The organism is Chryseobacterium oryctis (genome assembly GCF_025971925.1).
GTDB classification, from domain to species: Bacteria; Bacteroidota; Bacteroidia; order Flavobacteriales; family Weeksellaceae; genus Chryseobacterium; species Chryseobacterium oryctis.
Map to the genome: position 1 here is coordinate 25377 of NZ_JAPDHV010000002.1, position 13343 is coordinate 38719.

13 protein-coding genes are annotated in these 13343 nt (G+C 31.0%); 7 read left to right on the forward strand and 6 right to left on the reverse strand.

The features are described 5' to 3' along the window. Window positions 1-3 precede the first annotated feature (3 nt). From asnB to OH806_RS03900, 5 genes are read left to right on the forward strand one after another with little or no spacing between them, the layout of a single operon-like run. Entirely contained in the window at window positions 4-1800 is a 1797-nt protein-coding gene (asnB, locus tag OH806_RS03880) for an asparagine synthase (glutamine-hydrolyzing) (RefSeq protein WP_264742358.1), read from the forward strand. Further along, the gene (locus OH806_RS03885) at window positions 1800-2738 is read left to right on the forward strand and encodes a glycosyltransferase family 2 protein (RefSeq protein WP_264742359.1); all 939 of its coding nucleotides are present in this window, start codon (window positions 1800-1802) and stop codon (window positions 2736-2738) included. The genes asnB and OH806_RS03885 overlap by 1 nt, the downstream gene beginning before the upstream one ends. 10 nt (window positions 2739-2748) lie before the next feature. Beyond that, window positions 2749-3477, forward strand: coding sequence for a papain-like cysteine peptidase (locus OH806_RS03890; RefSeq protein WP_264742360.1), 729 nt, complete (start codon window positions 2749-2751; stop codon window positions 3475-3477). A 44-nt stretch (window positions 3478-3521) separates the two neighbouring features. Beyond that, window positions 3522-4463, forward strand: a complete 942-nt coding sequence (locus OH806_RS03895) for a glycosyltransferase family 2 protein (RefSeq protein ID WP_264742361.1) — start codon at window positions 3522-3524, stop codon at window positions 4461-4463. Further along, window positions 4463-5788: a hypothetical protein gene (locus OH806_RS03900; RefSeq protein WP_264742362.1), complete on the forward strand. Its 1326-nt coding sequence runs from the start codon at window positions 4463-4465 to the stop codon at window positions 5786-5788. The genes OH806_RS03895 and OH806_RS03900 overlap by 1 nt, the downstream gene beginning before the upstream one ends. Window positions 5789-5840: 52 nt before the next feature. On the opposite strand, the gene OH806_RS03905 is transcribed toward OH806_RS03900, so the two are convergent. From OH806_RS03905 to OH806_RS03915, 3 genes are read right to left on the reverse strand one after another with little or no spacing between them, the layout of a single operon-like run. Continuing rightward, the gene (locus tag OH806_RS03905) at window positions 5841-6806 is read right to left on the reverse strand and encodes a hypothetical protein (RefSeq protein WP_264742363.1); all 966 of its coding nucleotides are present in this window, start codon (window positions 6804-6806) and stop codon (window positions 5841-5843) included. Continuing rightward, entirely contained in the window at window positions 6807-8240 is a 1434-nt protein-coding gene (locus OH806_RS03910) for an MBOAT family O-acyltransferase (protein WP_264742364.1), read from the reverse strand. Between the two features lie 34 nt (window positions 8241-8274). Beyond that, window positions 8275-9045, reverse strand: a complete 771-nt coding sequence (locus OH806_RS03915) for an O-methyltransferase (protein ID WP_264742365.1) — start codon at window positions 9043-9045, stop codon at window positions 8275-8277. Window positions 9046-9341: 296 nt separating this feature from the next. Here OH806_RS03915 and OH806_RS03920 point away from each other — a divergent pair, with 296 nt between their 5' ends. Together OH806_RS03920 and OH806_RS03925 are read left to right on the forward strand one after the other, a co-directional pair. Then, window positions 9342-10178, forward strand: coding sequence for a glycosyltransferase family 2 protein (locus tag OH806_RS03920; RefSeq protein ID WP_264742366.1), 837 nt, complete (start codon window positions 9342-9344; stop codon window positions 10176-10178). Window position 10179: 1 nt separating this feature from the next. Beyond that, complete coding sequence (locus OH806_RS03925; protein ID WP_264742367.1) at window positions 10180-11334, forward strand: glycosyltransferase; 1155 nt, start codon at window positions 10180-10182, stop codon at window positions 11332-11334. A gap of 2 nt (window positions 11335-11336) precedes the next feature. On the opposite strand, the gene OH806_RS03930 is transcribed toward OH806_RS03925, so the two are convergent. Genes OH806_RS03930 through OH806_RS03940 form a run of 3 tightly spaced genes read right to left on the reverse strand, consistent with a single transcriptional unit; the run spans window position 11337 to window position 13330 of the window. Continuing rightward, on the reverse strand, window positions 11337-12095 hold the full coding sequence (locus OH806_RS03930) for an SDR family NAD(P)-dependent oxidoreductase (RefSeq protein WP_264742368.1): 759 nt from the start codon (window positions 12093-12095) through the stop codon (window positions 11337-11339). Further along, the gene (locus OH806_RS03935; RefSeq protein WP_264742369.1) at window positions 12095-12328 is read right to left on the reverse strand and encodes a phosphopantetheine-binding protein; all 234 of its coding nucleotides are present in this window, start codon (window positions 12326-12328) and stop codon (window positions 12095-12097) included. The genes OH806_RS03930 and OH806_RS03935 overlap by 1 nt, the downstream gene beginning before the upstream one ends. Window positions 12329-12355: 27 nt before the next feature. Then, entirely contained in the window at window positions 12356-13330 is a 975-nt protein-coding gene (locus OH806_RS03940) for a 3-oxoacyl-ACP synthase III family protein (protein ID WP_264742370.1), read from the reverse strand. Window positions 13331-13343: the final 13 nt, after the last annotated feature.

Here is a 13343-nt window from a genome sequence, read left to right on the forward strand (position 1 = left end):
CAGATGTGTGGAATAGCCGGAATCTTTGCTAACAATGCCCGAAATTATCAGTCCGAAATTCAGAAAATGACTGATGCAATGGAACATCGTGGTCCCGATGCTTCAGATCATGAATTTTATGACAATGCTGCTTTGGGACATCGCAGACTTTCCATCATAGATTTATCCGAAAACGGAAAACAACCTATGTTTTCTAATACTAAAAGAGAATGTATCGTTCTGAATGGTGAAATTTATGGCTACCAAACCATAAAAAATCAATACCTGGAATATCCTTATCGAGGAAGTTCAGACACAGAAGTAATTCTTGCAATGTATCAGAGAAAACAAGAAAATCTTATTCATGATCTTCCCGGAATGTTTGCTTTTGCCATTTGGGATGAAGAAAAGCAACAATTATTCTGTGCAAGAGATCGTTTCGGAGAAAAACCTTTTTTCTATGCTATCGGAAAAAACAACGAATTTATTTTCGCTTCCGAAATCAAATCAATTTTAGCGTCAGGATTGATTCAGCCACAAGTTAATAATGAAGCATTATCACATTATTTACAATATGGCTATGTAAACACATATCAAAGTATTTATAAAAATATTCATACTCTTCCACCTGCCCACCAATTAACATGGAAAGATGGAAATGTCAATATTTCAAGATATTACAACCTGCCCTCAAAAGACAGAAGCATAAGTTTATCAGATGCAAAAGAAGAGTTTATTTATCTTCTGAAAAATGCTGTAAAAAAACAACTTATCGCAGACGTTGAAGTCGGGAGTTTCCTAAGTGGAGGATTAGATTCATCTTCAATTGTTGCTTTGGTAAGCGAGTTTCTGCCTCAGCAAACTACAATAAGTTTTGGCTATGATCATGAAGATAGTGAGCTCAAATATGCTAAAGAAATTGCCGAAAAGTATAAAACCAACCACATAGAAATTCATGAGAAGAAACAAGATTTGGCAACATCTCTTTTAAAGGTTTCTCCATTTTTAGATGAACCTTTTGCAGACAAATCGTATCTTCCGCACTATGAAATTTGTAAAAGTGCAAGAAAAAATCTTACCGTAGTACTTTCTGGAGATGTAGGAGACGAGTTATTTGGAGGATATAATTTTTATAGAACCGAAAACCAACTGAGAAAACATTTCAGTTATAAGAATATTGTAACACAATTTGGTCTTAAGCTATATAAGAACTTAAAACAACTATCTTACGTTTCACAGAAAAATCTGGAACATGCTAGTATTTTAGATTTCCATCAAAACTCTGTAAGAAACTTCTTCAACGAAAACGAAAGAAAATCATTAGGAATAAGTTCAAATTATCAGCAATCATATAGTTTTACTCCACGTCCTGACTCTCTAAATGATATTATGAGAGTAGATTTAGAAAAATATGTTCCGGGAAATATGATGGTAAAATCTGATAGAATGGCAATGGCAAATTCTTTGGAAGTAAGAACTCCGTTTTTGGATATTGATTTTGCAGAATTTTGCATTCAGCTTCCAGAGCAATTAAAACTGAATAATGAGCAGGATAAAATTATTCTTCGTGAATCTATGAATTCTTATTGGACTGATACAATCAGAAATAGACATAAACAAGGCTTCGGAATGAGTGTTAATGATTGGTTTAAAGAAGAGAATCTAATGAATCTTTCTAATGATTTGCTTAAAAATCCTAACCAAAAAGTTTTTAATTTTATTGATTTCAATTCAACTCAAAAATTCTTGAATAAGGATCAAAAACATTGGAATCTATTGCAATTAGCACTTTGGGCACACAATAATCAATCGTTTTTATAATGTTTGAAGTTTCTATAATCATACCTGTTTATAACGCAACAGAATTTTTAGAAAAGGCTGTAAATTCGGCTTTGCAATTTGATGAAGTAAAAGAAATCGTCTTAATTGAAGATAAGTCAACAGATAATTCTCTGGAAGTCTGCCAAAGATTAGTTCTTCAAAATACCAAAATTAAATTATATCAACATCCTGACAAAGGAAATCACGGAGCGGGAGCAACAAGAAATTTAGGATTAGAAAAAGCGCAATCAGAGTTTATTGCATTTTTAGATTCTGATGATTATTACCTTCCCAATCGCTTTGATGTTGAGAAAGAAATTTTTAAAGATCCTAAAATAGAAGGAACATTTGGAGCAATTGGTGTAGAATTTTTATCTGAAAAAGGAAAAGAAGAATATGACAAAAAATTTAGGTCTTTAAAGCTAACTACCGTAAATTATTCTGCAGAAGGCAGAGACGTTTTTGAAGGCCTATTAGGATTAACACCTAAACCTTTTGGAGCATTTTTCCATCTTAATACTTTAACGATAAGAAAAAAAGCGTTAAACAGGGTTGCTCTTAGATTTAATAAAGATTTGAGAGTTCATCAGGATACAGATTTCATCGTAAAATTATCTTACCTTTGTTATCTGAAATCAGGAATTATTGATAACGCGATTGCAATAAGAGGAATACATGATAATAATCGGATAACGAAAATCGAAAAATTTTCCCCTGAATTTGACAAGCGACAACTATTATTGAGGGAATCGATATATAAATGGGCAAAAGATTCCAATATCGATAATATTTATAAAGAACATATTTATCTTTTCTATCTTACATTTAAAATTGCCCGAAAAAAGGGTATAGCAAAATTTTTTACCTTTGTTTCTGCAATTTTTTATAATTATAAAATATTAAAGACTAAATATAGATTTTATTACCTCCACAAGTAAATACACAATAATGAAAATACCTTTAATTTATGTACCTAGAACTAAATACAAATATTTTTTAGAAATAAAAAAAAGGTACAAGTCAGAAAAATTCATTGTTCCTATTGGAAGAGACTGTCATGCTGCACATTCTCTGGATATTCTAAATATCCGTACTCAGAGTTTACCCTACGACTGGATTCGTCTAAAACCCATTTTGGGATTACAAATCGTAAGTGATAACATCAAAGAAAAGTTTGAATATTTTCTTCATAATCTTCAAAAAAATGAAGAAGGGAATACCTATGCAGAAAAATATCCAAATGCAGAATTTACTCATGCAAAAGCGGTATTAACGGATGCCAATCTAAGAAAAACCTTCGAAAAACGAAGTAAAAGATTATTAAACATCATAAAAGAAACCCCTGTTGCTTATCTATATATATTGGAAATAGATAAATTTAAAGACTCTAATGATGTTGATTTTTTTCATCAAACAGTTCTTAATTTTAAAGAAATCCTAAAACCAGAAGATTCCTTACATATATACATAAGATTTGATGAAACTATAGATGAAAACCCTATTATTTGTAAAGAATTAATCGACAAAATAAAGCCTATAAATCAGGTTTTCATTACTTCTTATATTAGAGAAAAACAAAAATATGGTATTTGGGGAAACGAAAAGGCTTACCCTAAATTATATAAAGATTTAGGCATAAAGATAAAACAGATTTTCCCTAAAATATCTTTTAAATAAACCTTCTTAATTTCAAGTACAAAAATATTATTATATAAAACACTGTGATAAAAGTTTCTGTTATAACACCAGTATATAATGCCGAAAAATATATTACTCAGGCAGTAGAATCTGCCCTGCAATTTGAGGAAGTATATGAAGTGATTCTAGTTGAAGACAAATCTCCGGACAATGCTTTGGAAGTTTGCCAAAATTTAGCTAAAAAATATGACAGAGTAAAACTTTTTCAGCATCCTGATAAAGGAAATCATGGGGCTGGAGCGACAAGAAATTTAGCTTTAGAAAAAGCAACCGGAGATTTTATTGCATTTCTTGATGCTGATGATTATTTCCTCCCCAATAGGTTCGATGCGGAAAAAGAACTTTTTAAAAATCCTGAAGTAGAAGGTGTTTATGGAGCAATAGGTGTACATTACTATTCGGAAAAAGCAAAAGAGCAATATTATAGTTTGTTTGAAGACAGATTAACTACAGTCTACAAAAAACATCCTCCCAAAGATGTTTTCCCAGGACAGCTACATATGAAGGGCTCATTTGGACTTTTTAGCTTGGATGCATTAACTATTCGCAGAGAATCTTTAAAAAAAATAAATCCTTTTTTCAAAACACATTTAAGGCTTCATCAGGACACAGAATTTTTATTTCGTCTATCATATTATTTAGATCTTTATCCTGGCATTTTAGATAAAGCTGTATCAGTAAGGGGAGTACATGAAGATAACAGAATTACAAAAGTAGATTCAGGGAAAATAAATCCGGCTACAACCAGAGTTCTTCTTTGGAGAGAAGTTAATAAGTGGGCAGAAAGTGAAAACACTATTCCACAAGACATCAAAACCCATATTAAAAGAATGCATCGTAGTTTTGAAATTGCTATTGCTCCAACACCCAAAAAATGGGGAATGATAGCAAAATATTTAATAACAGATTACCCAAGTATTCGTTCCGGGTTATTTAATATTAACTTCAGGAAAAATTTATTTTGATGGAAAAAATATTATCTGAAAGAGAAAAGAAATCAATTGCTCTTGATATTTTAGTATTTCTTGGAGTAATTGCTTATTTTGTTTTAAGGATTATATATTCTTCAGGAGAGTTTACTCCGGATAGCATTCAGTACCTTCAACAGGCACAGGATTTTTGGGACTATAAGGTTAACTTTCCATTAGGTTATCCTTTTCTTATTAATATTTTTAGTCTCTTTACAGGAAGCTTAATTATCGCTTCTAAACTTATCAATATTCTTTCATATATTGGTATTATACTGTTCTCCTATAAAAAGAAGTTCTTTTTTCCACAGACTCTATTTATTTTTTCATTTTATCCTTTTCTCGGATTATATACTCTGACATTATCAGAATCTGTATATTATTTTTTTAATTATCTTATCATTTATTTTGTTTACAAAATCATAGAGGGAGGCTTCAATACAAAAAGGATTTTTTCTCTTGCAATATTATTTTTCATTCTAACCTCTATAAGATTTTCGGGAGTATTTGTCTTTGCAACAGCAATAGCTTTTCTAGGGTATATTACATTTAAGAAAAAATATTCCATAAAATCATATAGTTTCTTGGTTATTTCAACATTATTCGGAGTTTTGTCTTATTTGTTGATTAATTATTTGTACTGTGGTTTCCCATTAGGGCAAAGAGATCACCTTCATATTGAACCTGAAAACTGTATAGAGTTTATTTCCAGAATTTCAGTGTCAACATGTAAAGATTTTAGTTTTCTTAATGCAATCATTCATAAAGGACTTCTCAATAAAATCTCTTTCATAAATATTTTTGTTGGTGCTGTTCTAATTATTACTGCATTTTTAGTTTTACTCAAAAAAGGAAAGAAAATAAGCTACTTCAATCTCTATTTAGCATTTTCTTTTATCGGAATATTATTAACCCTTTTATACAGCTATTATACTACAAGAATTGATGATACCATAAGAATTAAAAGTAATGTTTATCTCTATCTGGTTTTACTAATAGCATTCAATATACCTAGATCAATCATTAATTATGCAAAAGTTTTCGTAATATTTACATTGGGAATAAACAGTTTTACTTTGATTAAACATTCTGAAAGCATTATAAAACATATTCCTAAATATGAAACACTTATCTGCAAGACAAATGATAAATCTATAAATATCATTTATAAAAATTATAAGGATAGTAATGAAAAGAATAATTCAGCAGTTCTTTTATTTAAAGCAATATTAATTGATAAAGGGTATAAGTTTCTGGATTCAGAACAACCAGATCCTAAAGTTTCCAACTGCCAAATTCAAACTTCAGAGATTATTAAATAAAATACATGAAGTTTTTAAAAGTATTTAACTAATTTTAATATAATTCAAATTTCTATTCTAATTTTAAAATTCTTTTTAACTGAGGAACAGTTTTCTGGGAAAGAATTTTCGATCCTTTTTCATTTAAATGTCCATAATCCCATCTGTTTTCATACAAATGAAACTCAGGATGTTCAGCCGGATTTATAAGACTTATTACAGGAACTTTGAATGCATTTTTATAGGCTTCCAGTTTTTTAGCATCCGGTTCTGCAGGACCTGGAATAAACATGATAAGCTGAATATTCCTTTTTTTGCATTTCTCAGCTAGTCCATTAATTTTGTCAACCAATGCTTTATTGGGTTTATGAGCCTCCTTATCTTGATGATATCTATTCAATCTATCTTGTATAACTTTCTTAAGTTCCTTTTCCTCTGTTCTTTTCACCACACTATACTCTAATGGAGAAAAACCCTGATTCTCATCAATCATCCTATTGTGTGCATTCTCAACAGCTCTTTCATCAGAATGTTTATTAAAATGAAAAACATTTAAAATAAATGATGCCCAAGACAACGCAATTTGTTTATAGTTTCCTTCCTCTTTTTGAAACTTACTTGCAAAAACCGTATTTTCAAAATTGAAAGCCCCAAAACTTCTTTCAGTTTTCAGATTAAGTTTTGTAATATTAATTTTATCCTGAAGCTCAAGAACAATATATTTTGGCTTAAAAGAAGAATTTTCGAGAACATATTCCAAGGTTTGGAAATTTTCCAGATTAAATCCTGCATTTGCTCCCAAATTATACGATTTTAGACCTTTGATATTTTCATCAATTAATTTACAGTCAATTTGGTCATTGATTTTAGAACTTCCGATAAAATAAAGATTATATTCAGGATGCTTTTTTAAATATTCCAGCTTAGCATTAAGGAAAGGATAAGAATAGTTGCTATTTGGGCTAAAAGCAAGCTTTATCAAGCCAATAATAAACATTATGACAATAAATAAAGACAATATGGAAAGAAATCTTTTCATTTAGAACTGAAAATAAATAAATTCATTACTGCCAAAATTGGCAAAATTCAATATCAAATAAGCTACTACAATATAGATAACAGCCTGAACCATGGGTTTTCTTTCCTGAATTTTCAATCCATAATTATGAGTTCTGTTCATCCACTCCATTCCAAGCATAAAAATAATTAAGCCCAATAAAACAGGTCTGAACTCTGTAGGAAATGTAAATAAACTTTGGCTAAAAATCCCTTTAATATATCCAATCGCATGAGAAACACTCTCTGCCCTGAAGAAAATCCATGCAAAACAAGTAAGAGTAAAAGTTATCAAAATACTCAAAACCTCTCTAAATGAAGGAATAATTTTCCCCATTGCAACCACTTCCAGATTATGTCTGTTTTTTTCCGCAATCAAGAGGGGTAAGAAAAACAATGCATTCAGTCCACCCCAAATAATAAATGTCCAATTGGCTCCATGCCAAAAACCACTTACCAAAAAAATAATAAAGGTATTCCTTATTTTCATTCCCAATCCTCCTTTGCTTCCACCTAGAGGTATATACAGGTAATCTCTAAACCATGAAGACAATGAAATATGCCACCTTCTCCAGAATTCAGCAATATCACGAGAAAAATATGGGAAAGAGAAGTTTTTCAACAATTCAATTCCAAATAGTCTTGATGTTCCTAATGCTATATCTGAATAACCCGAAAAATCTCCATAAATCTGAAATGCAAAAAGAACAGCTCCCACAACAAGATTACTTGCACTTTCCGTTTGATAATTACTGAATATTTCATTAACAATAGGTGCACAATTATCTGCAATAACCATTTTTTTGAAAAATCCCCAAAGAATCTGAGACATTCCGTCTTTTGCTCTTTGATAATCGAAAGATCTCTTTCGCTGGATTTGTGGTAATAGATGGGTTGCTCTTTCAATAGGTCCTGCAACTAATAATGGGAAATAGCTCACAAAAACAGCATAATCCACATAGTTTCTCTCTGCAGGAATTCGTTTCTTATAAACGTCTATTACATAAGACAATCCGTGGAAAGTATAAAAAGAAATACCTACTGGTAAAATCACCTTCAGCAACCACATATTCACCCCAAAACCAAACGCTTTCAGTAATTCAGCAAAGTTTTCGATAAAGAAGTTGTAGTATTTGAAAAAACCTAAAAAACCAAGATTAATACCAATACTTATGATCAACCAGATTGTCGCCTGTCTCTTTGTTTTACTATTTTCAATTTGGATTCCGGAAAAATAGTCCAACCCAATTGAAAACATCAAAAGAAACAGAAAACGCCAATCCCAACAGCCATAGAAATAAAAACTAGCTGCTAATAAAAGTATATTCTGGAATTTATAATTCTTATTGAATACGCACCAGTATAAAATAAAAACGATGGGTAAAAAAATAAGAAAGGCAATAGAATTAAAGAGCATAGAATTTTCTTTAATGTAATAAATATAATAAAAATTACTTTATAAAAACCCCAATGTACTTTCCTTCATACTCTACTACTGTAGTTTCTATATTATTTTTTTCACAAAAATCTTGATAAGCAGAATTATCACCAATATCATCACTGATAAATACCCCTCCTTTTCTTAATTTTTTGTAAAGTTCTTCATAAGCCCACATCCTACCATTATAACTTTTATCTGAATCATAATGAAGAACATCAAAAGAAGAACATTCAGTGAAAATTTTAGGTAAAGATTCTTTATCAGCAAAACGGAACAATTTCCAATTTGATTTTAGGTTCTTAGGAACTACATAGCCTACAAATCTATCTCCGTCCTGAGCCAAATATGGCATATCTGAACTATAAAGCACTCCATTTCTTTTTTCTAAAGACAAAAGAGTTGCTAAAGAAGACCAGCCATAAGCGACACCCGTTTCCACAACATTTTTGGCGTTTGTAAACTCACAAGCATAATAGATCAGCTCTAAAGCTCCAGGACCTCCCATTTTCACAGGACATTCTATTTCTTTTTGCTGAGCTGTTTTCAAAATATCTTGAAATTCACGTCTGAAAGGTGTCATATCTGCACCAAAAAGCTTTATGATAGCTTCTTGCTGAGAAATAGATTTTGTGGCAGCCCATGAATTGGTCTTTTCTTTCCCTTTAAAAGCATTGCCTCTATTAACAGTATTCTTAATGATTTTTCTACCTAATTCGGGGTAGAGATCCGGCCTTTTCAGATAGGCAATAAACGTTTTGAGAACTCTTGTTATTTCGCTCACTGTGTTGGTTTTAATTTGCAAAAATAAATATTTTTATTTAACTATCATTAATTTATTTCCAACAGGAGGTTTTCATCACATAAACAGCCATAGTTCTCATGAAAGATATGAACTATAAAATCGCCAATCAATATTATTAATAAATAACAATATTATATCTAGCAAAATAGTCTAAAATAATATCCACTTATCTAAAATCAACATAACCGAACATAATATGAAATTATTTCTTTTTAAAAAACAAAACATATCAATTTTATCATCATATTTGCATTACGAACACATGCTTTTGATAAATGAAATTTTCGATTCTTATTGCCAACTATAACAATGGTAAATTCTTTCAAAATTGTTATAATTCAATTATTGCCCAAAACTATTCAAATTGGGAAGTCATTATTCTAGATGATTGCTCCACTGATAACTCTGTTGAAATTATTACCAGATTAATAGACGGTGATAAACGTTTCAAATTATTTAAAAACGAAACCAACTCAGGTGTTGGCATAACGAAAGCTAAACTTATTGAACTTGCAGATGGTGACATTTGTGGGTTTGTAGACCCAGATGATGCGATATCCCCGAATGCTTTACGGGCAAACATTATTGTTTTTGAGAAAGAAAAAGATGTGGTATTATGTTATTCAAAATTCTCAAAATTTGATGAAAATTTCAAACCATTAGGAATTGAATTTTCAACAAAGCAAGTCATCAATAACGATCCATATTTTTTTAACTGTCCAGTTCATATTGTTCATTTTGTAGCCTTTAGAAAAGATGTTTATATGCAAACGGAAAAAATGAACACCTCATTAAAAATTGCAGAAGATCAGGATCTTTATTTAAAAATGTATGAAAAGGGTAAAGTTCATTTCATTAACGAAAACAATTATTACTACAGAATACACTCTGGTGGAATTTCACAAAATGACAATAGACCAAAAACAAAAGAGTATTTCGCACAGGTAATTTTCAATACAATGAAACGTAGGAACCTGAAAACAATTCATGGAAAACATATCCCTGAAACATATACAAACCCACAGGACATTTACGATCTATTAGAATACCAAAACACTATTACATTTCGTATAAAGAAAAAAATCTCATTACTTTTGCAAAAAGTATTTTAGAATGTCTGTTAACAAGATAAAGGTTCTTTTCAGACACCGTTCTATGGAAATGGGGGGTGTAGAAAAAGTGATTTTAAGTATGCTTAATCATCTCAATCCGGAAAAATTTGAGATGACTCTATGCTTGAATCTAAATCAAGGAGAACTACGAAATGAAATCCCTAAACATGTAAGAAAAGTATATCTTACCGAAGGAAAAGAAGATTTTTCTAATAATTCTATCATTCAGAAACTTCAACTTGCAAAAAGAAAAATAAAACTAGAAAAAGCAGAGAAAAATCCGAAAATTGCAGACAAGATTTTACAAGATAAGTATGATGTAGAAATTGCACCTACTTATGCCGCTTACTCTTCTGTTCTTAATTCCAGCAATAAGAATTCTAAAAAAATTGCATGGCTTCATTCTGATCTCACACAGGAAGGCTTTAAACCCTACAGAGAAAAGATTTTCAAGAATATGCAGCAGTTTGATTACATTATTTACGGCTCACAGCAATGTAAAGATGTATTGGATAAAAATTATCCTGAACTAAAACTTCCTCCCGGAAAAGTTGTTCTCAACGCTATTCCGATAGATGAATTAAAACTAAAAGCGAAAGCATTCAAACCTGATTTTGACAGCATCCCTACTTTTGTTTCTGTAGGAAGATTACATTATAGAAAGGGCTACAGAACACTTTTAGAAACTCATAAAAGACTCATTGATGACGGATTTATTCATCAAATAATCGTAATTGGTGATGGTGAAGATTATAACCTTCTAGCTGCAAGAATTAAAGAATTAGATCTCCAAGATTCATTCAAATTATTGGGTACGCAAATGAATCCGTATCCTTATGTAAAAAATGCAGATTTCTATATTATGCCTTCGGAAAGTGAAGGCTGGCCATTGATTATAGCAGAAACTCTTATTCTTCAAAAACCGATTATTGCAACAAATGTTGGAGGAATTCCTGAAATGATTAAAAACAATAAAACAGGCTACTTAACAGAATATTCTGAAGAAGGTTTATACAAAGCCATGAAAGAATTTTTATCCAACAAAAACTTAGTTAAAGAAATTCAAAACAACCTCATCGACATCGAAAAAGAATTTGATAATCAAAAAATATTTGATGCAGTGGAAGAAATTATACTAGAGGTTTATAATAAATAAAATTAGCCCACAGAATAACCTCCGTCAACTACCAAATTTGAACCTGTAATCCATTTTGAAGCATCTGATAAAAGGAAAACACACGCATTTGCCACATCTTCCGGCTCACCAATACCCAATGGATGTTGTTTGATGATTTCTTGGGAAGCCTCATCTCCTATATTTTCAAACATTTTTTCTAAAATTGGAGTATTTATCATAGCCGGGCTAATACTATTTACCCGAACGTTACTTTTTGCAAGTTCCATTGCAATAGAACGAACCCCTGAAATTACAGCCCCTTTACTTGCTGAATAAGCCAATTTACCTTTCTCTCCTACTATTCCGGCAACCGAAGCAATAAAAACAAAACTTGAAGTTTCGGTTTTATATTTTTTAAGAGATAAAATTTTAGCGATTTCGAATCCTGAAACAACATTTACCGCAAAAATATCATTAAACAACTGGGCAGAATGCTTTTTAAACGGCAGTGTTTTTTCAAGCCCTGCACAATGAATAAACCCAGAAATTTTGCCCAAAATGGCAACTTTTTCTTCGATAAGGTTTTCAAGATTCTCACAGTTGGTAATATCTGCTATAATAGTTTCTACTTTTGAAGCAGAATCTAATAACGACACTGTTTTTGCCAATTCCTGTTCGTTTCTTGCAATCAGAATTAAATCTGCACCATTTTTACTACATTCTACAGAACAACTTCTCCCGATACCGGAAGAAGCGCCTGTAATAAGAATAGTTTTATTTTTTAATGAAAAAGAATTCATTAGTCTTCAAAATTTTCAATTCCGATAACATTCATTAAATCAGAAATTGTTTCAATATCTTTAAAATGCTTGGTATCGATAGTTTTATTGAAGTTTTCATCCACAAAAGCTATTATAGACAGTAAACTTACAGAATCGTAACTCTCTAAACCTTTCAAATTTGTATCTACCGTAAGAGTTTCATCCTCTTCTAATTCTTCTTGTAATTTTTCTAAAAAAACTGACTTCTTCATATGTCTTTTTTAATGATTTTTATAAATTTAAATTTCTAATATTGTTGCTCCCCAAGAATATCCAACTCCAAAACCAGCCAATAAAACCTTATCCCCTTTCTTCACAATTCCTTTATCCATCATGTTTTTCAAAGCAATAGGTATGGTTGCTGAAACAGTATTTCCTGTAAATTCCATATCAATATAAAACTTTTCTACGGGAATCTTTATTTTTTTTCTCAAATAATTCAGCATAAAAGAGTTTGCCTGATGGAAAACAAAATAATCAATATCATCCATTGTGCAATTATTCACTTCCAAAGTTTCCTTTACAAGCTTCGGAATATTCCCAATAGTAAAATTAAATATTTCAGGACCATCCATATAAAGATTTTCCGGATTAAACTCATTATTAGGATTCAGCTCAAAATTTGTTTTGAAGGCTCCTTTTTTTACCATCAGATTTTCTGCTCCACTACCATCTGTCCCAAGACAGAACTGATAATCTTTTGATATTTCAGACTTTTCGACAATCGTAGAAGCTGATGCGTCTCCAAAAATACTGCGATTAGCCTTATCTTTCGGATTAATATGTTTGGTATAAGTTTCTGAAGTGACCAATAGAATACTTTTGGCTATACCTGCAGAAATCAAACCTTTTGCAAAAGCCAATCCGTATACAAAACCTGAACATCCTAGATTAAAATCCATTGCGCCAATATTTTTTCTTAGCCCTAGCTTATCCTGTAAAATACACGCTGTAGTTGGCAAAAAATAGTCAGGACTTTGTGTACAAAAAAGTATGAAATCGATGTTATTTTTGTCGTAATTCTCAAAAAGTTTTTCGGAAGACTTTATAGCAAGTTCTAAGACCGTTTCCGCATCAGAAGAGATATGTCTTTGGCTGATACCTACTTTTTCCTGAATCTTTTCAGAACTCCATTCGGGAAATTCTTTTTCCAAATCTTCATTGGTTAGAATATTTGGAGGTAAATAATATTCTATTTGGGAAACTTTTATCATTAAATTTTTTTTT